The organism is Desulfovectis peckii (genome assembly GCF_055391705.1).
This window is the reverse complement of record NZ_AP042409.1, coordinates 1,000,699-1,022,049: the sequence shown is the minus strand read 5'-3', so window position 1 is coordinate 1,022,049 and position 21,351 is coordinate 1,000,699. Positions and strand designations below refer to the sequence as shown.

General features: G+C 42.9%; 21 protein-coding genes. 6 read left to right on the top strand and 15 right to left on the bottom strand.

The features are described 5' to 3' along the window. Nucleotides 1–11 precede the first annotated feature (11 nt). Nucleotides 12–2,423: a heavy metal translocating P-type ATPase gene (locus ACZ5NG_RS05115; protein WP_464252911.1), complete on the bottom strand. Its 2,412-nt coding sequence runs from the start codon at nt 2,421–2,423 to the stop codon at nt 12–14. 119 nt (nt 2,424–2,542) lie between these two features. Between ACZ5NG_RS05115 and ACZ5NG_RS05110 the strand changes: the two genes are divergently transcribed. Further along, nucleotides 2,543–2,713 (top strand): LAS seventeen-binding protein 3, encoded by a 171-nt coding sequence (locus ACZ5NG_RS05110; protein ID WP_464252910.1) that lies wholly within the window; start codon nt 2,543–2,545, stop codon nt 2,711–2,713. Nucleotides 2,714–2,833: 120 nt separating this feature from the next. On the opposite strand, the gene ACZ5NG_RS05105 is transcribed toward ACZ5NG_RS05110, so the two are convergent. Then, nucleotides 2,834–3,466, bottom strand: coding sequence for a TatD family nuclease-associated radical SAM protein (locus tag ACZ5NG_RS05105; RefSeq protein WP_464252909.1), 633 nt, complete (start codon nt 3,464–3,466; stop codon nt 2,834–2,836). Between the two features lie 89 nt (nt 3,467–3,555). Here ACZ5NG_RS05105 and ACZ5NG_RS05100 point away from each other — a divergent pair, with 89 nt between their 5' ends. Then, entirely contained in the window at nt 3,556–3,942 is a 387-nt protein-coding gene (locus tag ACZ5NG_RS05100; protein ID WP_464253108.1) for a TIGR04086 family membrane protein, read from the top strand. 36 nt (nt 3,943–3,978) lie between these two features. Here the strand turns inward: ACZ5NG_RS05100 and ACZ5NG_RS05095 are convergent, their stop codons facing one another. The 4 genes from ACZ5NG_RS05095 to larC form a co-directional block, all read right to left on the bottom strand. Next, entirely contained in the window at nt 3,979–5,196 is a 1,218-nt protein-coding gene (locus tag ACZ5NG_RS05095) for a two-component system sensor histidine kinase NtrB (protein WP_464252908.1), read from the bottom strand. 414 nt (nt 5,197–5,610) lie between these two features. Continuing rightward, nucleotides 5,611–8,412 (bottom strand): helicase C-terminal domain-containing protein, encoded by a 2,802-nt coding sequence (locus ACZ5NG_RS05090; protein WP_464252907.1) that lies wholly within the window; start codon nt 8,410–8,412, stop codon nt 5,611–5,613. 35 nt (nt 8,413–8,447) lie between these two features. Continuing rightward, nucleotides 8,448–8,756: a LapA family protein gene (locus ACZ5NG_RS05085; RefSeq protein WP_464252906.1), complete on the bottom strand. Its 309-nt coding sequence runs from the start codon at nt 8,754–8,756 to the stop codon at nt 8,448–8,450. 62 nt (nt 8,757–8,818) lie between these two features. Beyond that, nucleotides 8,819–10,018 carry a nickel pincer cofactor biosynthesis protein LarC gene (gene larC, locus ACZ5NG_RS05080; RefSeq protein WP_464252905.1) on the bottom strand — a complete coding sequence of 400 codons (1,200 nt, stop codon included), beginning with the start codon at nt 10,016–10,018 and terminating at the stop codon, nt 8,819–8,821. 106 nt (nt 10,019–10,124) lie between these two features. Here larC and ACZ5NG_RS05075 point away from each other — a divergent pair, with 106 nt between their 5' ends. Both ACZ5NG_RS05075 and ACZ5NG_RS05070 read left to right on the top strand, forming a co-directional pair. Beyond that, nucleotides 10,125–10,874: a hypothetical protein gene (locus ACZ5NG_RS05075; RefSeq protein ID WP_464252904.1), complete on the top strand. Its 750-nt coding sequence runs from the start codon at nt 10,125–10,127 to the stop codon at nt 10,872–10,874. A 55-nt stretch (nt 10,875–10,929) separates the two neighbouring features. After that, entirely contained in the window at nt 10,930–11,820 is an 891-nt protein-coding gene (locus ACZ5NG_RS05070; protein WP_464252903.1) for an NAD(P)/FAD-dependent oxidoreductase, read from the top strand. Between the two features lie 192 nt (nt 11,821–12,012). On the opposite strand, the gene ACZ5NG_RS05065 is transcribed toward ACZ5NG_RS05070, so the two are convergent. Together ACZ5NG_RS05065 and ACZ5NG_RS05060 are read right to left on the bottom strand one after the other, a co-directional pair. Continuing rightward, a complete protein-coding gene (locus ACZ5NG_RS05065) occupies nt 12,013–12,705 on the bottom strand; it encodes a metal-dependent hydrolase (protein WP_464252902.1) in 693 nt (230 codons plus the stop codon). A gap of 103 nt (nt 12,706–12,808) precedes the next feature. After that, entirely contained in the window at nt 12,809–13,774 is a 966-nt protein-coding gene (locus ACZ5NG_RS05060) for a metallophosphoesterase family protein (protein ID WP_464252901.1), read from the bottom strand. 149 nt (nt 13,775–13,923) lie between these two features. Between ACZ5NG_RS05060 and ACZ5NG_RS05055 the strand changes: the two genes are divergently transcribed. Continuing rightward, complete coding sequence (locus ACZ5NG_RS05055; protein WP_464252900.1) at nt 13,924–14,697, top strand: NAD(P)/FAD-dependent oxidoreductase; 774 nt, start codon at nt 13,924–13,926, stop codon at nt 14,695–14,697. A gap of 22 nt (nt 14,698–14,719) precedes the next feature. Beyond that, a complete protein-coding gene (locus ACZ5NG_RS05050) occupies nt 14,720–15,163 on the top strand; it encodes a hypothetical protein (RefSeq protein WP_464252899.1) in 444 nt (147 codons plus the stop codon). A gap of 167 nt (nt 15,164–15,330) precedes the next feature. Here ACZ5NG_RS05050 and trxB read toward each other — a convergent pair whose 3' ends face one another. The 7 genes from trxB to ACZ5NG_RS05015 all read right to left on the bottom strand — a co-directional run bounded on the left by trxB (nt 15,331) and on the right by ACZ5NG_RS05015 (nt 21,346). After that, a complete protein-coding gene (gene trxB / locus ACZ5NG_RS05045) occupies nt 15,331–16,251 on the bottom strand; it encodes a thioredoxin-disulfide reductase (RefSeq protein WP_464252898.1) in 921 nt (306 codons plus the stop codon). 260 nt (nt 16,252–16,511) lie between these two features. Continuing rightward, nucleotides 16,512–16,709 carry a sulfur carrier protein ThiS gene (gene thiS, locus ACZ5NG_RS05040; RefSeq protein WP_464252897.1) on the bottom strand — a complete coding sequence of 66 codons (198 nt, stop codon included), beginning with the start codon at nt 16,707–16,709 and terminating at the stop codon, nt 16,512–16,514. Nucleotides 16,710–16,732: 23 nt separating this feature from the next. Then, on the bottom strand, nt 16,733–18,886 hold the full coding sequence (locus ACZ5NG_RS05035; RefSeq protein ID WP_464252896.1) for an aldehyde ferredoxin oxidoreductase family protein: 2,154 nt from the start codon (nt 18,884–18,886) through the stop codon (nt 16,733–16,735). 32 nt (nt 18,887–18,918) lie between these two features. Further along, nucleotides 18,919–19,299, bottom strand: a complete 381-nt coding sequence (locus ACZ5NG_RS05030) for a 4Fe-4S binding protein (protein WP_464252895.1) — start codon at nt 19,297–19,299, stop codon at nt 18,919–18,921. Between the two features lie 112 nt (nt 19,300–19,411). After that, nucleotides 19,412–20,563 (bottom strand): NAD(P)/FAD-dependent oxidoreductase, encoded by a 1,152-nt coding sequence (locus tag ACZ5NG_RS05025; protein ID WP_464252894.1) that lies wholly within the window; start codon nt 20,561–20,563, stop codon nt 19,412–19,414. Continuing rightward, nucleotides 20,553–20,852 carry a (2Fe-2S)-binding protein gene (locus ACZ5NG_RS05020; RefSeq protein ID WP_464252893.1) on the bottom strand — a complete coding sequence of 100 codons (300 nt, stop codon included), beginning with the start codon at nt 20,850–20,852 and terminating at the stop codon, nt 20,553–20,555. The genes ACZ5NG_RS05025 and ACZ5NG_RS05020 overlap by 11 nt, the downstream gene beginning before the upstream one ends. After that, nucleotides 20,852–21,346 (bottom strand): 4Fe-4S dicluster domain-containing protein, encoded by a 495-nt coding sequence (locus ACZ5NG_RS05015; RefSeq protein ID WP_464252892.1) that lies wholly within the window; start codon nt 21,344–21,346, stop codon nt 20,852–20,854. Before ACZ5NG_RS05015 ends, ACZ5NG_RS05020 begins: the two co-directional genes overlap by 1 nt. Nucleotides 21,347–21,351: the final 5 nt, after the last annotated feature.

Here is a 21,351-nt window from a genome sequence, read left to right as displayed (position 1 = left end):
ACCTCCAGTACTTAAATGTTTTGAAATTTAAGCCTTTTTAATCTCAAGGCATTGCTCACTACCGATACCGAACTAAAGGCCATCGCCGCCCCGGCTATGATGGGGCTTAAAAAACCCAGTGCAGCCAGCGGTATACCTATCGTATTATATATTAACGCCCAAAACAAGTTTTGTTTGATATTGCGCATTGTAGCCCGGGAAAGTTTTATGCTGTTCACCAAACCGGACAAATCGCCGCGGATTAAGGTAATATCGGCTGCTTCCATGGCCACATCCGTGCCGGTGCCAATGGCAAAGCCAACATCTGCTGTGGCCAGAGCGGGAGCGTCATTGATGCCGTCTCCTACCATTCCCACTTTTTTCCCTTGTCCTTTAAGTTCAGAAATTTTTTCCGCTTTTTTCTCGGGTAAAACTTCCGCCATCACATTGGTAATCCCCACTTCCCGGGCAATTGATTCGGCAGTGCGTCTGTTATCACCGGTAATCATCCATACTTCAATATTTAAATCCTGCAGGGCTTTAATAGCTTGTCGGGAGTTTTCCTTTACGGTATCCGCCACCGCTATGATGCCAAATGCTTGTCCGTCTTTAGCAACGTACATGGCAGTTTTGCCCGACCCTTCCAGCTTTTCGGCACGGCCAACCAAATTAGCCACATCCACCTCACGATCCTGCATTAATTTTATCGTGCCAATCAATATCTCACTGCCTGCCAACCGGGCAGCCACGCCATGTCCGGGTATCGCCGCAAAGTTTTCCGGCTCTGACAGTTCAATGCCGCGCTCTCGCGCTTCTTTAACAATTGCTTTGGCCAGCGGATGCTCAGACATTTTCTCTACAGAGGCTGTAATCTTTAACAGTTCGGAATCAGTAACGTCACCGCAGGAAACAATATCGGTTAAAGCCGGTTCACCCTTAGTGATGGTACCGGTTTTGTCTAATACGATGGTATCTAAACGATAAGCGTTTTCCAGGTGTTCGCCACCCTTAATTAAGATGCCATATTCCGCTCCTTTGCCCGTACCGACCATAATTGAGGTCGGTGTCGCCAAGCCCAAGGCGCAAGGGCAGGCTATCACCAGTACCGCGGTAAAGTTAATTAACGCCCTGGTAAAGTTTCCCGGGTCGCCAAACAAATACCAACCTAAAAATGTAATTATCGCCACCCCAACAACTGCCGGAACAAAATACGCCGCAATGATGTCAGCCATACGCTGTACCGGCGCCTTAGAGTTTTGGGCTTCTTCCACAATTCTGACAATCTGAGCAAGTGCGGTATCCCTTCCCACCTTAGTTGCCCGGTATTTAAAGGTGCCTAATTTGTTTATGGTAGCACCTATCACCTCATCCCCGGCCTTTTTATCTACCGGGATACTTTCCCCGGTGAGCATGGATTCATCTACCGTAGAATGCCCCTCCAGAATAATGCCGTCCACCGGTATCTTTTCCCCGGGACGGACAACAATCAAATCTCCTACTACCACCTCTTCAATCGGTACTTCAGTTTCTTGATCATTGCGGATCACTCTGGCAGTTTTTGCCCTTAAGCCCATTAACTTGCGAATAGCTTCCGATGTACGTCCTTTGGCTTGGGATTCCAACATTTTACCCAGTAAAACCAAGGTAATGATAATCGCTGAACTTTCAAAATAGACATGTTCCATGCCAAAGCGGGCGCCAAAAAACACGACAAATACACTGTAAAAGTAAGCTGCACTGGTACCAAGGGCAACAAGTACCGACATATTGGCGCTGCCGCCTTTTAGGCTGGCATAAGCATCCTTATAAAAATGCCAACCGGGTATAAATTGTACTAAGGTAGCAAAAACAAGTTGAGCTTTAGGGTGAAAAATCACTGCATTTGCGAGTCCGGCACGGGGAAAGAACATAGTCAGCATAAATAGCAATAAGGGAGTGGAAAAGACTGCCGCCAAAATAAATTTAATACGCTGATTTTTAATTTCTTTTTCCCGCAGATTCTTTTCCCGATCACCTTTAACCCCGTCGTCAACTGCAACAGGTTTATAGCCAAGCTGGGTGATTTTTCTTTTGATATCTTCTAAATTAACTTCAGCCGGATTATATTCAATCACCGCTTTTTCCGTTGCCAAGTTTACCGTGGCACTGAAAATACCCGGCATTTTGTTTAAGCCGCGCTCCACCCGGGCGGAACAAGCTGCACAGGTCATACCTCTGATGCCCAGTTGAATTTTATCCAACTGGACGCCGTAGCCGATAGCCGTGATTCGTTCAATGATATCCTGTTTTGTGACAGTGTTTGGGTCGTATTCTATGGTCGCTGTTTCTAACGCTAAATTAACTTGGGCTGATTTAATTCCCGGCGCTTTGTTTAACACCCGTTCTACTCGGGCGGAACAGGCTGCACAACTCATACCGGTAACTTTGAGCGTCAATGTACTCATTTTATACCTCTCCCTAAATAGATTGCTAATTTTAGTAAACTTAGTTTGTCCGTTAAATTCAAGATTAATCAGCCGGTAAAAAGGTCACAATAAAAGTAAATCAAACAGGAGGGATAAAAATGGCTAAAAAGAAAAAAGACCTGGGCGGAAAATATGCCGAAGGGGACGCCTTTATCGGTGAACACACCGGTTCCGCAACTTTGATTAACGTTGACGGAAACTGGGAACATGATTTCTACGATGAGAGTACACCGGCAAAAAAACAAGCGAAAACCAAAAACAAATCTTAAAAAAAGTTTTGCATATTAAATAGAAATACAACCTTAATATTTAACAAGGTTGTATTTTTTCTAGTATAATATATTAATTTTACTTTGTCGATATATATTGCGAAAAAACTATAATTTGCCTTATTCTTGGTTATATTCCACAATGGTGCCGATAAAATCCCGGACCCTAAAGTCAACGCCCAGTTCTTCAGCAATTTTCCGGCAGGCCTCTACATCCACCTTCGGCCATTTGACCACCGACAGCACCACTTTATCAATATATTTTTTGCATTCCCGAGCAAAGTCCAATACCGCAATATAAGCTTCTTCCGGCGAAAACTTAATCGGTTTGCTTAACTCAGCGTAAGAGGCAACGTTGTGAGCATTTAAGCTGATTGATATTACATCTGTTACTTTTGCCAGTTCGGGAACGACATTTCTGCCGTGAATGAGGTTAGCATGCCCGTTAGTGTTAATACGAATTTGTTTCGCTCCCAGTTTTTTTAATTCGCCCGCTGCAGCCACTACCAATTCAACTCTGACCAGGGGCTCCCCATAACCGCAAAAAACCACTTCTTTATATTTGGATGGGTCACCTACGGCGGCGAGCAGTTCTTGCAGATTAGGCTCATGGGGCAACCACAAGTCATAACCCACCCCTTCTTTCGTGCGCCTGATGCAAAAAACACAGTTGTTGGTGCAGCGATTAGTAATATTTAAATATAGCGAGTCATTAATTGTATAAGCAACAGTCATTTGTTTTTCCACTTTCATTCTCCTTTAATTACCATATTAATCATATTTTATCATATCATCCCATATCTTATAAATATAGCAATTGGGAGGTGTTTTTATTGCGGCCGATGAAAAGCGAGCCATCCAATAACCTTAATTTTTCAGCAATTTACAAGGGTGTAATCAGCACATTGTTAATTTCACTGGTGCTCAGTATGTTTTTTGGCACCGTATATTACTTAACTAATCTGTCAGAAAACAGCCTTCCCTGGGTGTCTTCCGGAATTTTATGCTTAAGTGTGCTCGTCGGCGGCGGCTATGCGGCTGCCAAAGCAGGGGCCAAAGGCTTATATCACGGCATTGGTGTGGCAGTAATTTATTTTATCTTGGTTTGGCTGGTAGCCGCCTTGTTTTTACAAAGTTTTGTTACTTTTTCCGGATTTGCCATCAAACTAATCTTAACACTTTTATCCGGTGCACTGGGCGGTATACTGGGAGTAAGTTTAAAAGCTTAAGTACATATCACCGGGGAGAAATGAATTCGCTCCCTTTTAACTTACCGTGGAAAGCTTGCTTGCCGCCGGCAAGTAAACGGTAAATGCACTGCCTTTATTTTTAACGCTTTGCACATGGATGCGTCCGCCGTGTTTTTTAACCATTTGGTAACATAAGGTTAACCCTAAACCGGTATGGTTTTCTTCAGTAGTATAAAAAGGAAGAAAAATTTTGTTGAGCTGATCCTTACTAATGCCAATACCGTTGTCTCGAAAACAGATCTCAAATTCCTGGCTGGTGTTATTAAAACGGGCTGTGATTGTTAATTTGCCTCCGTTGGGCATGGCATTAAGTGCATTGATGCCTAAATTTAAAAAAACCTGCTTCATTTGGGCTTCGTCAATCACAGCCAATGGTAAATTGGATTGAAATTTCTTTTCAATGACAATGTTATTGCAAACGGCTTTTCCGTCAAGCAAAAGCAAAGCATCATTCAGTACATTTTCTAACTGACTGAAAGAAAGATTGCCGGAATTAGATGACTGAGACAGCAATTCCAGCTCGTTAATAATTAAATTAATCCGATCCATTTCACTAATGGCCACTTTGATATGCTTTTGAGCGATATCCTCTTCATCGAAATAGTTTTGTAAAATTTGCATTAAACCTCTGGCCGTAGTTAAAGGATTTTTTATCTCATGTGAGATTCCGGTAGCCAATTCAGTAATCATGGACAACTTTTCAGCATGCTGCATCTGCTCTTCGATTTGCTTATGCTCGGTGACGTCATAGGCAATCAATACCGCTCCCAAACAATTGCCGTCGATGTCCTTGAGGGTTTTCGTGTTCACCATTAATTGTTTATATTCATTTGGTGCCGTTTGCAGTTGATAGTTGTGGTCCGTTATGGCCTTTCCTTTGCGCAATGTGTGCTGTAACAATTTCATGAGTGAGTTTTTGCCTGTGCTACAACCGTTTATTATTTGATCATCCGGACATTTTAATAATTTGTTAGCTTGCGGGTTACTGAACATCATCTCTCCCGCGTTGTTGACAGCCAGTACCGCAATCGGCAAATGGTTAATTAGCTGAAAAAGCATACCTTTTGTACCGTTCAATGAATCAATATGTTCATTGTTTTCATCGGGCAAATGCTCATTCCTGCACCTACAGCAGGCTATTAATATTATAACACCGACGAAGGAAATGATCTCGAAGGTAATTATTAAGCCGGCCAGTGTAAGTATTTTCTTGTAATAACACCATAATAACACATTAATTATCACCAAATAGGCAATGATACCGCTAAAAAAGTAAATTTTATTTACATAAATGCTTCTGGATTTCTTACCTGTCATTTTTATAAATTATTTTTACCCCCGTATCGTCAATTTCTTAAAGCCAAAAATGATATTCCACAAAAGCCGGGTTAATCCTGCCTTATTTTGGTAATTAAATTGTCGAAAAAATATGGGCGGTATGTTAAATACCTCCCATATCTGCTTTGTCACTTAATTATTTTGGCTAATATTGAACGTAAAAATCCGGGTAATCTAATATAGTAAACACGCAAGTCATATCACCCCTTCGTGATTTGGCTTTTTATATTTTATTGTCGTTAGGGTAGATATGTGCATAGACATTATTTTATTTTTTATCCAATATTTCAAAAATTTGGTATATTTAATTTAATTATTAGCTTCTGCTATTTTAAACCACCGTTTTATTTTATTTAAAATAACTTGTTTTTCCCCGCGCAAATGTGTGTTTACGGGTAGTGAACAGAGAAAACTGCGGCCATATCTTTTATTGATAATTCTTTTATCCAACACAACGACTATCCCGCGGTCATATTTGGTACGTATTAAGCGACCAAAACCTTGTTTAAAACGAATAACGGCATCCGGCAGGCTGAAATTGACAAAGCCGTTTTTATTTGCTTTTTCCAAAGCTTCTACCCGCGCTTCAACAATCGGCACATTGGGCGGCGAAAAAGGCAGTTTAACCAATATTACACAAGACAATGACTGTCCGGGTATATCAACACCTTCCCAAAAACTTGATGCCCCAAACAGTACCGAGCGTTTATTCTCTTTAAATTCTTCCAGTAAGCGAGTTCTGTTTCCGTCTATGTCATGGCCTAACAAAAGGATATCTTGTTCCTCTAATACCGGCTTTAGGCGAAAGTAAACCTCCCGCAAAGTATTGTGGGCGGTAAAAAGTACCAGGGTCTGCCCTTGGGTAATGCTCACAATGTCGGCAATAACTTCCGCTAATGCATTAAAGTACTCCTCTCCGCCCGTTTGCGGCTCCGGCAGGTCGTTGATGATAGAAAGCATGGTTTGTTCATCATAGCAAAAGGGAGAGTCAACTAACAATGTTTTGAGCTGCTCCGGCTTAACCAGCTTTAAGCCGCTGCGTTCAATAAAGTGGTTAAAAGATCCGTTTACCGTCAAGGTAGCAGAAGTAAAAATAATTGATTCTTTGTTTTGATACAACAATAAGTAAAGTAAAGGACCGACTTCAACGGGTACCGCATGCAGAGAAACATCACTGTAACCCTTGTCACCTTGTTCCCTTTCCAGCCAATACACGGTATTACTGTTATCGCAGGCACAAATAAATGAAATGTCCGTGGCCAAAGAGTAACCCGCTTCTGCCGTCAGCATAAGTTCTCGCGCCGCTTCACTTTCCCTATCAAAGGATTGACTGGCAATTTTTTCGGCAATTAGCTGCAACTTGCCCGATAAATTATTAATCCGACCGACTAAGTTCTCAATTTCCGGCTGAGCATCATTTAAGCTTCCCAGTGCCAATCTGGCAGTACTGCGTTTGTTTTCAAAAGCGGTAGCATTGCGTTCCAAGTAATTTTCCAACAGTGTAAAAAATGCTTCTGCCGCTTCTCTTACCTTAAGCTGCAGCTCTTTTATATTTTTAACGGTGTCATCCCACAACTCTCTGTCATCTAAAGGCTTGAGCATATTTATCTTATTAGTGAGTTTAGCTACCCTGGAAAGCCAGCGCAGCAGCATTCTGCGGTTAAAATGAGTGCCTAAGTACTCGGTAGCGGTATCTTCTAAATGGTGAGCCTCATCCATGACCAGCACGTTATAAGGAGGCAACACCCGGTTTTCTGCACTGATATCCGAAAACACCAGAGAATGATTGGCAATAATCACATTTGCTTGTTCTGCCTGACGCTTAACCCGATTGACAAAACAGTAGCTACTGAAATAACCGCATCCTCTACCCAAACAGCTGTCGCTCTCAGCACACAGGTTATTCCATAAGTCTAAATCATGCCAACTACAGTTTAATTCGTTGCGATCGCCGGTTTCAGTTACAGTAAGCCACACCAATATGCGGGCATAGAAAACAGCCTCCCGGGATGAGATATTGGGGTTATCTAATGCCGCCTGCCAGCGCCTAAGACATATATAGTTGTTGCGGCCTTTAACTAAGGCGGCGGTAAAATCCATTCCCGGCAAGGACTGCAGCAAAGGAATGTCTTTATTCCACAGCTGTTCCTGCAAGTTAATGGTATGGGTAGATATCACCACTCTTTGTCGGTTGTGCTGTGCCCAAATTACCGCCGGCAAAAGATAGGCAATACTTTTCCCGGTTCCGGTACCCGCTTCCGCCAACAAATAGCCGCCTTCATTAATTACCGCCGCCACCGCGAAAGCCATCTCTAATTGCTGGGGGCGGTATTCATAGCGCTCAATGGCCTGACTTAACAAGCCGTCCTTTCCAAAAAAGCCGTTAAGCTCTTCTTCGCTTATTTGCTGCAGTTGCTCTTTGGCGGCAATTTTTATCTTTGGCACCGATTCCCTTTGTTCCGGCAAAGGGCGCAAACCGGTTTTATTGCCTATTTTCCGATCGGCAAATTCTTTTGTCACCGAACGAGCGAGCACATCATACCAGGGGGATTTCGCCATCATTAGCAAGTTTAACAAATTACCTAATAAGGGCATTTCAAAAGACTGCAAGCGCCTGATCAATGCCACCGCTAACTGTGCCGATGCAATTGCATCCGACAATGCCCGGTGGTAAGTTGACAGTTCTATACCACAGACAGCGCACAGCGTATTAAGCCGGTGGTTGGCGGCATTGGGCAGTACAATTTGTGCCAAATCAAGCGTGTCGTAAAGCACATTTAAATGAAGATGTTTTTCCAGTTCACTGTCGGCGTTAAGAAGAAAACTGACGTCAAAATTAACATTATGGCCGATGATGGGGTAATGGCCGATAAAACTAACGATTTTTGGTATAAGTTCTGTAATCCGAGGCGCGTCTTGCAGCATTTGATCATCAAGACCGGTTAATCTTTTTATTTTCAGCGGCAATTTCACACCCGGATTGACTAACGAATGAAATGTTTCCGTGATCTCACCGTCTACCAATTTTGCCAGGCCGACCTCAATAATTTTGTCTTTTTGGGGATCTGTTCCGGTTGTTTCTAAATCCAATCCGATATAGGTTCCGTTCAAAATTTACACACCTACATTTGTAAGATATTAATAAGCTACATACTTTGAGTATTTTGGGGCTTTGTACCATTTTTTTCTTTTGTTAATCTTTCAATTTCTGCGGCTAACTGGTGATTTTTGTTAATTATCTCCCGCATTTTAATTGCTTGGCGCAGCTGTCGCGGTAACCCCAGCAAGATAGCAATCAGTGCTCCTACTGCTGTACTGATTAAAATGAGCAGCACTACTGAAACATTGGAAAACTGCCAGGTCAAAAACTTGATGTCTACCGCCGCCGAGTTTTGCACGGCAAAAACAGCCACCGCAATGGCAAAGAAAATACCTAAAATCCCGTGAAATTGCATGCTTTTCACCTTCTTGTTTTTATTTGAATAATTCTCTTTGTGCCGCCGTTTCCCTTTACAAATCAATTAGTTTTATCCTGGGCGGAATATTGGCGGAAAAACTCCTTCATCGCCAAATGATACAGCTGTTTCAGCGGAATATTGTTATTTTGAGCCAGTTTCAGGCAATCTTCATATTCAGGGGCCGCGTTTACTAACTTGCCTTGACAGCGGGCAATTTTCATTCTTACCTGGCCGTAATCCGTTGCTACCGGTATCGTTTCCCGCTTTAGCACTTTGCGCTGAACATGGTAACAGCGATAACCGATCGTTGTGGTTTCCTGTAGTAAGGTTTGCCCTAATTTTTCTGCCAAATGCAGCGGTGAAAGCACGTGCAACACTGCCCCGGGGCGGCCCTTTTTCATCAGCACCTGGCTGATGTATACGTCCAGGGCCCCTTGATTTATCAGCTTCTCAACCACGGAAGGGTAAAACTCCGGGTTCATGTCATCAATATTTGCTTCAATTACTTGTATTTGCTCAAATGATTCGTCTTTTTTTTCGCCAATATGTAACCGCAGTAAATTGGGAATTGCCAGCTCACGATCACCGGCACCATAACCGACCCGGTGAGTGATCATTTCCGGCAGCGGGCCAAACTGACGGCAAATTGTCGTTAGTATGGCGGCCCCCGTTGGCGTTGTCATTTCATAAGGCTGGTCCCCATGGCGGTAGGGCACACCGTGAAGCAGTTCTACGGTAGCCGGAGCGGGTACCGGTATTCTACCGTGGGCACACTCTACAAAGCCGCTGCCGGTAATAAGGGGCGAAGCATACACCTGTTCTACGCCTAAGTAGTGAATGCCTATTGAAGCACCGACAATATCAATAATGGCATCTAGCGCACCTACTTCGTGAAAATGAATTTCTTCTACCGTTGTACCGTGTACTTTTGCCTCCGCTTGGGCCAAACGACTAAATATTTTTAGGGCGGTTTGTTTTACGGCAGCTTGTAAATCGCTTTGATTAATAATTTTTTGAATGTCCTGCAAGTTGCGGTGATGATGGCAGTGGTCCCCGTGGTGATGTTCGGTATGCACATTAAACTTAGTGGCCCTTATGCCGTGCTTTTTTACTTTTTGTACGGAAATTGACCAGCCGTCAAGTTTAAGCTTGTTAAGTTCTTTTTCCAGTACGGCCAAAGGAAGTCCGGCATCAAGCATGGCACCGACAATCATATCGCCGGCAGCGCCGGCAAAGCAATCGAAATAAGCTACTTTCATCAACAATACCCCTTCTAGACTGTTATCGTGAATAATATCATATCATTTTTTACTAAATGAAAAAAGGAAACTCATGGTATAATAGTTGCTGGTAGGTGAAAATTATATGAACTACAATATCTTGGAAAATTATAAAAAACAGTTGGCCGTAATTGAAAAAACAGTGGGCACACAATGGCTGGAACACTGGGTACACAACATGCGGGACGATTACGGCCGGGCTTATGATGCCAGCCCGCCGCTTGCCGTCGCTTGGCTGAAAGCCAATGATGAATTGGCTATGGCTGAGTTGACCGGCGGTTTTACTCCGGCGGAATCTACATTGCGCCTAATACGTTTAGCTGCCGATTTAAACAATCTACAGCATATAACGGGATTCAGCAAAATTTTAGATCGTTTAAAAGGTAACGTGGATGATTTTTCTACCGCCTGCTACCAGTTAAGTATTGCCAACGGCTACCTGAACTACAGCGAGCACATTACCTTAAATAACGGCGATAATTGCCCTGACATTATTGTACATTTTTCAGCCGGCGATTTAGGGGTAGTGACTTTAGCCCCGGTGATTGACAGTACGGCAGAAATACTGCCAATAGCGGCCGTTAAGCTGGCAGAGGGAATTGCTAAATTAAACAACCAACAAGGGATCGTCTATCTGGACTTGCCCCTCCCATTAAAAGACACTCCTCTGCAGTTTTTAGAAGCTGTTACGGCAAAATTGCATAATAAACTAAAATTACCGGAAAACTGTTATTTAATAGTCACCACTGCCTTTGTCCAAATGCATCAGCTAAAACGGGCATTTAACCCGGTAAAGGTGCCAACCGGTATAGATGTTTATTATCCCCTTTGGTAAGGGCTTGGAATTTTGCGCGAAGGGATATCACGGAATAAATTGGAGGTACAAATAGATGAGTGCTGCTGAATATGTTGACATTGCCATTATCGGTTGCGGCCCGGCGGGACTGTCTGCTGCGGTTAACGCCAAAGTGCGCGGTAAAAAGCTGGCAGTTTTCGGGCCGGGAATGTGTAGCCCTAAGTTACATAAGTCGCCCCACATTGATAATTATCTTGGTTTTTACGGCATCAGCGGCGAGGAACTGCGGCAAAAATTTTTAGCTCATGTCAAGGCCATGGGAATAGAAATATTGCAAAATCGCGTTACCGCGGTCATACCTCAGGAGGGCCGATTTGCCGTTCAGACCAAAAATAAAGTGTTTTATGCACCGGCCGTTATTTTAGCTACCGGCATTAGTGTGGCTAAACTGCTGCCCGGTGAACAAGAGAAACTCGGTTTGGGTGTCAGTTACTGTGCCACCTGTGACGGCAACTTATTTAAAAACCGTAAAGTTGCCGTCCTGGCCTATACTGCTGAAGGTGTAGAAGAGGCAAACTATCTTGCGGAAATCTGCGAAAAGGTGTATTTGCTTCCTTTATTTAAAAACTATCAACATCACTTACAGCAAGTTAAGGACAATAATAAAATTGAGATAATAAAAGAACAAAAACCCCTGTCTATTGAAGGCGACTTACTGGTTTCCGGGCTTAAACTTACTGACGGCACTTTAGATGTGGAAGGCGTTTTTGTCATTCGCGATGCGGTACTACCGGAGCAACTGGTGCCGGGACTGGAAATTGTAAACGGGGCGATAAAAGTAAACCGAGACATGTCTACCAATTTGCCCGGTTTATTTGCCGCCGGCGACAATACCGGTGCCCCACATCAATTAGCCAAAGCGGTAGGCGAAGGCCAGGTGGCAGCACTGATGGCCGTAAAATATCTGGACTCGCTTGGCACTTAATAAATCGGCAAGCCGCAATGCCGCTTTTTAGCACTTAGTGACCCACCTCCACAAATTATCGCAATGATTTGGGGTGCCGATCCCATATCCCCCTGTCCAACTGACTGCTGTCTACTGACCACTGACCACTCGACACAAAAAGGGGCAGAAGCACTACAAGCCTTTAGCCCGTTACGCTTCTGCCCGATATTGCTACAGCTGATAACTTTCGCCAGGTTTTAAAATTACCGCTTTAGCAGCCGTTCGTTCTTCCACTTTGTTTTTAAACTCCTCAGGATTTTGACTAATCAGCGGAAAGGTATCGTAATGCATGGGAATGCAAACCGCCGGTTTTAACATGGCCGCTGCTTCAACGGCATCATCAATGCCCATGGTAAAATTATCTCCAATTGGCAACATGGCCACATCAATGCGGTTACGGCTGCCGATTAATGCCATATCGCCAAACAAACCGGTATCGCCGGCATGATAGATTGTTTTTCCGCCAAGATTAATTAAAAAGCCACAAGGGTTACCCAGATACTCTGCCGGCCCCTTTTCCCCGCCAATAGAACTGCCGTGTAATGCCAGGGTAAGTTTAATTTGGACATCGCCAAAATTATGACTGCCGCCCAAATGCATGCCATGAGCTTTAACGCCATGCCGCGCACAGTAGTTGGCAATTTCAAAGACACTTACCACCGTTGCCCCGGACTGTTTAGCAATGTCAACGGCATCGCCTAAATGATCGCCGTGCCCGTGGGATACCAAAACATAATCTACATCGGTTAAGTCGGCAAGGCTAATTTTTGCCAGCGGGTTTCCGGTAATAAAGGGATCAACTGCCAGGCGTACCCCGTCATGTTCTAATAAAAAACCGGCATGACCGATAAAAGTAATCTTCATTTACCGCTTCACTCCTTTAGGTTATTTATTACTATATTGGCCACTTTTGCCGGAAAACCTGCATAATATACAGCCCGCTGACGGCACATTATTAAATATCTTTCTATCTTCTTACTTTAAAAGAGTCGATTTTGCGGTTGTTGATATCATACACGTTGAAATAGACGACATTATCCTTAACGTCAACTACAGTATAGCAGTACACGGCATAGGGACCCTTAACATTTTTAGCGTCTTTTACATATCTGTTAGTTTCACCCCCTGAACTGCCGACGGTAATTTGATAAATTTCGTTTTCATAGCTATAACCGTAACCGTCAAATGTTTCATCAATCAAGCGCCGGTTATAATTGTGTTCATGACCGACAAACACTGCCGTTACATGATAATTATCGATAATATCCCACAAAGCATTTCTTTGTTTGGGGTTGGTATCCAGCGACTGTCGGTAGTACTTTCCTACAGGATATGCCGGCAAATGAAACATTACAAAGTTATGGTCTTTATTGCTGTTTGCCAAAGCCTTTTCCAACCAATCAAGCTGCTCATCTGTGATGATATAATTATAATTATCGTCTCTGCACCTTGAATTTAACACAATAAAGCGGCAATTTTTATAATCAAAATAATAAACGGTGTGCTCATAGCCGGGCAGCTGATTTTTCGGCAGGTAAGCAAATGCCCTGTTGAAGGATTTTTCATCCTCGTGGTTACCTATCGCCGGATAAACTTTCTTTAACGGAAAATAGTCATCAACAATATCTTTCCACTCATTTAAAGCACTGACAACATTGTCTTTACCATAGACCATATCACCGCCAAATAAAAGAAAACTTGGTTGCGTAGGCAGTTCGTCCACCCTTTCCAGCAATTGCCTCAACCGCTTTTCATTGATTTGAGTAACTGCGTTTGGGCCCTGGCTGTCGCTCATCACTACAAAGCGAAAAGAATCCTCTGCCTGAAGCAGTTGAATTTGGTTGCTGTCAACAAAGACAAATAAGAGCAGGACAATCAACGCGGTTGCCATTACCGCGGCAATCCAGCGGCGTTTAATAAACAAAGAACGCATTTTATCCCCCCTATTTTCGGTTAATTAATTATTAAATTAGTATTTAGCTTATTAACGGAATATACTTTTTGCTCGATTCTTTTACATATTGCCGGAATAAAATGCAAAAAATATAAACTGAATTTTTCTACATGGAGGTGCTCACCACTATGCCGGATAAAAGGGAAATTTCTCACTCATTAAATCAAGTGCAACCCAATAACAGTAAGGAAATACCAAACACAATAGATGAAAGATATCGGCATGATCCCCCGGTTAAAAAGGACTTATTAGAAAAAGGGGCGATACTTCAGCGCGACGGCACATACGCTATTGCGCCGCACATTCCGGGCGGTGTGATTACAGATCCCGATATGTTAATTAAAATTGCCGAAGTAGCTAAGAAATACAAACTACCGGCTTTAAAGATTACTTCCGCTCAACGCATTGCCTTGGTCGGGCTTAAAGAAGATGAAATTGACTCCGCTTGGGCTGATTTAGGAATGGATCCGGGTTATGCCATTGGACTTTGCGTACGCAGAATTAAATTTTGCCCCGGCACTAGCTTTTGCAAGCGGGGGTTGCAAGATTCGGTAAGTCTGGGCAGTAAGATTGATCAGAAATATCATGGCCGAAGTTTACCTAATAAGTTTAAAATCAGTGTCAGCGGTTGTCCCAGAAAGTGTATGGACACAGTAATTAATGATATCGGTTTCATGGGTACGCCAAAAGGTTGGACAATTTATGTCGGCGGCAACGGCGGTATTAAGCCTCGCTTTGGGCAGGTACTGGTGGAAAATGTATCGGAAGACGAAGCCTTAAGAATAGCGGATCAAATAATTGAATGGTATGAAAAAAATGCTCAAACCAATGAACGTTTAGGGGCTACTATTGAACGACTGGGAATGGATAACTTGAAAAGTGAAATAACGGCTGCCAATTAAAACTAGGAGTGAATAAAAACTGATGTGGTTAGTGTTGGCGTTAGTGTCCTGGGGGCTGACAATCCTTTTGGTGCGCAACCCCGGCATAAATAAATTGTGGCCGGCAGGTGTTATCGCCGTGGCGGTCACCCTGCTTATCGATACAACACTTGTAAAGTTAGGGGCATTTCAATATAATCATGCGGTTTATGCCTACCAAGGGGTTCCTTTATTTTATATCATCGCTAATTTTGCCAACGGAATTTTGCTGGTTCGCTTTGTACCCTTTGACAAAACCCTAAAACCGATTGCTACGGTGGCGCTGGCCGCAGCATTTTTACTGTTAGAGTGGATAATGATGCAACTCGGATATTTTGTCCACTTAAACTGGAGTTTGTGGCATAGTTTAGGCTTAAACATTTTGGGATTCATGGCGGTGTTGTGGGCCGCCGATTGGCTGGCCTTGCGAGAGGAAACTAACGTCTAAAGAAAAAATGCTTGCACCAAGACTTTAAAGTCGATGCAAGCATTTATTAATATCTACCTAATTTTAACAGAGGAATTGAGCATTATGTTTGTGGTTATACTAATACCAAATTAACTATCTCAATCTCCTCTCCCTTTTTTGCTGCACCCTGGTTAGGGTGCAGTTTTTTATTTCAGACCCATTAGATATTTTTCCGCCTGGGTTGCTGCCACTGCACCGTCAGCAGCAGCAGTAAGTACTTGGCGCAGCGTTTTTTTACGAATATCTCCGGCGACAAATAAACCGGGCACATCGGTAGTTGTATCTTCACCGGCAATCACATAGCCGTTTTGATCTAACGGCACTAAATCCTTGATTAAGTCCGAGTTAGCCTCGGTACCTACATATACAAATACACCGTCAACTTTAAGTTCTTTTTGCTCATTGGTACGCACATCCCGCAATAATACCGACTCAACCTTTTGTTCACCCTTAATTTCTTCTACTACAGAGTGCCAAACAAATTCAATTTTGGGATTTTCTTTCGCCCGTTTTTGCAGAATTTTAGTTGCTCTAAGTTCACCACGGCGGTGAATAACATAAACCTTAGAGGCAAATTTAGTTAAAAACATCGCTTCTTCTACTGCCGCGTCTCCACCGCCCACCACTGCTAAAGTGGCATCGCGGAAAAAGGCGCCGTCACAAGTAGCACAGTAAGAAACACCACGCCCGTGAAATTCCCTTTCTCCTTTAACGCCCAAAAACTTCGGTTTAGCACCACTGGTGACGATCACCGCCTTGGAAAAGAATTCGAAATCACCGGCTGTAATCTTAAAACCGTCATCCAGGCGCTCTAATTTTTCTACATCGTAATAGACAATTTCACAGCCAAATTTTTGCGCTTGTTCAGCCATTTTCATTGCCAAATCGGGACCGCCTATCCCATCAGGAAAACCGGGATAGTTTTCAATTCGTTCTGTTGACGCTGCTTGTCCACCCGGCATGCCCCGTTCAATTAAAACAGTATTCAAGGCTGCCCGAGCGGCATAAATACCTGCGGTTAATCCTGCCGGACCGCCGCCAATAATTACCAAATCTTTAATTTCCATAATTTACACCACCTACAGACTGATATTTTACATCATTACATATTTATTATTTTTCGTCAAATTTCGTCAAAAAGCAAGCCCTTATAATTAATGTGCTTTTGGCTTATTCCCTGCGTATTGTATTATTATATATTAATTTAGGCAATAATGTCAGCTAAATTGACTAAATATTTTGTTAAATTTTTGCCGCCATATTGTAGCAATAACAAACAGTCGGCACCCGTATAAAACGGGCGCCGATTTAAGGTGGATTTTATTTATTATCCTCCGGTGATCATATGAATGACTTGGACATCATCACCGTCGTTTATTAATGCAGTTTCATACTCATCAGGAGGGATATGACGACCATTTATTTTCACTACTATCATGGCAAAAGTATAGTTTTTTTTGTCTAACAACTTTCTAACAGTCAATCCTTCTTCCCAGGGAAAGCTTCTGCCATTTACTGTAATCATGAATAACCCTCACCATACTTAACTTATAGATATTTCTGCACTACTTCCACTAATTCCGGAAAATCAATGCCTAATCTCTTTAATGTTTCAATTTTAGGCACACCGTTTTTGGTATAACCTTTGCGCTCATAAACCGCATCACAGAGTTTTTGATACTGGGCCTCACGGTATTCTCTTAAAAGTTTAATCTTTTCTTCTGTGGATTTTTCAGCCGGATTGATGCCAAGAAGTTCTTGTATCTGGCTGTCATATCTTTCTTGGCGGGACAGATACTCTTCTACCGTAACCGGTCCGGCTGAACGATACGGAATTTGATCATCTTTGCGTAAGCCCACGCCCATACGCAGATTAAATACCTTTTGGAAGTTATAAACTCGTTCTGATTGGAGAATCATTTCTTCTTTATCAATATTGTTACCGGTTACCGCATTAAATAAATCAACATAGTTTTGCACGTGTTCCGGTATTTTATGTGGTTCATCGGTCAGGGCATTATCTGCCGGTGTAATGTCGTTCCAAGGGAGTTTGCAAAGGCCAACCAATCCTAACCATGTTCTGAACATCGGGAAATAATGCAGCGCTTCTGCCTTGTCATCAAAAGTCGGCAGCTGGTTGTTTACTTGATCCATAAATATCAGCCAAGCCTCATCGTGCTGCGGTCCTTTATTGGCCATGCCAAACCCGCCCTGCTGCACCAGTGACTCTTTGCTGATATATTCGGCGTATTCCAATCCCTTAACTTCCATACCAATGTCATTAAGAAATGCCGGGTCAGCACCATATTCTTTGATAAATAATTCTTTACATTTTCTAACACCTTGCCCGGCAATCTTACCAAAGCCTTCTCCACGGGACATTTGATGCAGAAGTTCTATTGCCGCTTCTTTATTGCCGAAGTTTAATTCCAAACCACCGGTGATTTCTTTATTGATAATACCGTTCTCATAGCATTCCATCAAAAACGCCGTTGTCGTGCCAAAAGATATTGTATCGATACCGTAAGTGTCACAGTAAAAGTTGCATTCAATAATGTAATCTATGTCAAAAATACCGCAGTTAGATCCTACACCGGCTATGGTTTCATACTCCGGAGCATCAGTGACTATCTTTTGCCCTTTATAGGGGCCGGTTTTTAGTTCAAAATCACGTATTACTTTGGCACAGGAAAGTGTACAGCCATACCAACAACCATCAGCTTTGCCTAAATTAAAGGATTTCACCCAATTAGGTGCGGATATTTTTTCTGCATCAGGATGGGAACCGAATTTAAAATTATTTACCGGCAGCAAATCATAATCATTCATAATTTTTACCAGGTAAGTTGTACCTCTTACCCGCATTTGGCATTGTTTGTCGTCGCCTTCTTTAATTTCCTTATGCAGTTTAATGCCGGTCTTAGCAATAGTAGCAAAATCTGCAGGATTGTTTAAATCACCTTTTACACCTTTAAATTTAACAACAATAGCTCTAATTTTTTTATTTCTTAAAACAGTACCGATACCACCCCGGCCCGCCTGCTTTAGTCTAACTGCTTTTCTTTTGGAATCATAAAATGAAAAGTTCAACATCCCCATTAAGGTATGATCGGCAGCTGAGCCGGCAGACACTACTGAGATGTTTTTCTTGTCATCTTCTGAATCGGCATAGTATTCATGAAGCTGTTCAGCCAACAAATGACTGTCAACAGCCTCTACAGGCGCTTCTACAATTCTAACAATACCTTCGTTGCCATTTATATAGATCACTACATCTTTTTCCGCTTTACCTTGTACTTCTAAAGCATCCCAGCCGGAAAACTTTAATAGCGGACCAAAATAACCGCCTACGTTACTGTCAATTACCGTTCCGGTAGTAGGAGAAAGGCTGACTACCAAAGACTTGCCGGCTCCAGGATATTGAGTAATACCGCCAACCGGTCCGGGTGAAATAATTATTTCGTTTTCAGGATCGTCCCACTTCGTTTCAGGAGTAACTGCGTTCCAGAGATACCATAAACCAAAACCTCTGCCGCCGATAAATTTTTCTTTCATCATTTCTGTTACCGGTTTTTCCGCAATTTTGTTGTCTGATAAGTTAATATACAAGGATTTATTAGCATAACCTTTTTCCAGTTTTGCCGGTGTATATTTATACTCAGCTATCAGTTTTTCCGAACTTTTTAGCTTTTCTACACCCATCTTTTCGCCTCCCTAATTTAAAATAAAGCAAATTACTTTTCAATAGAAATAGCATCGGTAGGACATTCTTTAACACAAATTCCACAGGCTATACATTTGAAAGGCTCGGTATATTCGCCATAATAAAACATTGCTGCTTCCGGACAGAAGCCAACGCAAGAAAAGCAGCCAACACAAAGATCTTTCTTCAGCCTGACAACTCCGGTTTTATCCCTGTACAGGGCATCTGCAGGACAAAGATCAATACACTCGCCACATTGATTGCAAGCAATAATTTTTAGGTTACTGTCAACTTTTTCAATTCTAATTGCCGATTTTTCTCTGTTTTCTTCTTTAAAGTAGGTTTTAGAACAGACCTGCTCACAAATACCGCAGGCAGTGCACAGTTCTTCGTTTTTAACAAGCTTTTTCATAAATCAATGTCACCCCCAATAAATTAGAAAGCTAAAGCTTTCTTATACTGTTACAGAAGATAACAGCATAAGAAAGCCGATGAAGGGTGCTTTTGGCACCCTCATCCATTAATTAAACAACTGACGGCTCAATATATAAATCGCCGCTTTCAAAGCGCTTAATTCCATACATATCAATGGGATAATCCGTTTCCATGCCCAACATTACCTCAGCCATTAATTTGCCCACTATTGGCGCAATCATAAATCCGTGGCCGGAGAATCCGCAAGCAACAAAGAAGCCGGGTACTTCCGGTACGGCACCGAGGATCTGGGTTTTATCAGGTGTTAAATCGTAAAGTCCGGCCCATTGACGTACTACGCGCAGTTCTTTTAGTTTCGGAAGAATAAATGTAATTTTTTCTGCCATTTCCTGCATAAACTGCCAGGTAGAGGTGATATTAAAGTCTTTTACTTCATTGGGGTCGCCCAGACCCATGAGAAATCCGCCATGGGGAACCTGCTGACAGTATATGCCATGATAAAATGACATAACCATCGGGCCCATAGCCGGTTCAACCGGTTCAGTAACCAATATTTGGTGACGCTCCGGATGTACCGGAATATCTACGCCGACCATTTGCCCCAGCTGTCGTGTATAAGCTCCTGCACAGCTGATTACTAAAGGCGCCTCAATGACTCCAGCTGTAGTTTCTACACCTTTGATGCGATCTCCTGCTTTTAGCAGGTTAGTAACTTTTGTATAGGTCAAAATTTCAACGCCCAAACGTTTAGCCGCCTGAGCATAGGCATCTGTCGTTTTAAACGGGTTGCAGTGACCGTCTTTTTCACAGTAAGTACCGCCTAAAAGTCCTTCGGTATTGATGAGCGGCACTAATTCTTTAATTTCTTCCGGGGTAACCCAACGGGAGGGAATACCCAGCTTGTTTTGTAATTTAAGATTTTTGTGGAACTGCTCAACCATTTTTTCATTATAAGCCAAAAGAACGTAGCCGTTTTGTTTAAACTCAATACTGTCGTTATAGCCCAGTTCTTCTTCTAAAGTCTCAAACATTTTGATGCTGTCACGAGACAGCACACAGTTTGGTTCTGATCCCCACTGCATCCGTGCGCCGGCGCCACAGCGTCCGGTAGCACCACTGGCTAAGTATTTTTCCTCGATTAAAACAACTTTTTTGCAGCCTAATTTTGCCAGGTTATAGGCAGTAGAACAACCGACAATACCACCGCCAATAACTATGGCATCTGCTACCTTAGTCATCATTTTCACCCCCTGCCAACACACCAAGCTTTACCGGGGTAGTGGGCGGCCGGAAAGTAGTCAGCGGAATTTCATCAACTGACTTACCCAAAGCATTGGCTAACTCCCGAACAATAATCGGTGTGCAAGTACGGCCTTGGCACGGCCCCATGCCTACCCTAAGTAATCGCCTTAACTGTTCCAAATCGGTAACACCATTATTTATATAGGCACGGATTTCTTCCAGTGTTATATCTTCACAACGGCAAACGACAGTCACGTCTTTTTGTTCCTTGCATTTGCACTCTGACATTACCGCACCTCCTTCAGTTTAAAATGCCGTACTTCCATAGAGAGATTTTTCGGTACAGCTAACCAAACCACATTCGTTCCATCCATCCCCTTGCCAGACTGAACTTTCACTACTCTGGCCTCTCCGACAACTTTACCGGCACGGTTTACGGCATCGACCACTTGCTCCGGCTTCGGTAAGGGTAGAAATTCATAGGGTATTTTTACCAAAGCCTCATTCTCGCTGTAAGTTTCATCGACAACAAAAATAGCCAGCCCCGGGCAGCGCATTAAGCACATACCACAGCCGTTACATTTATCATGGTCTACCTGCGGCCGTTCGTTAATATCGTCAAAAGGCTTAATCGCCCCTTGTTTGCAGCTATGATAACAGGGATCACATGGTATATTTTGAAAACACTCGGCAATGGCTACCGGCCCTTTTGCCAGTCTTTCTGCACTGGGCATTACTTGCGCCAAATCTTCCGCCGTTGGAATACCGTTTTGCGCTAACACACACT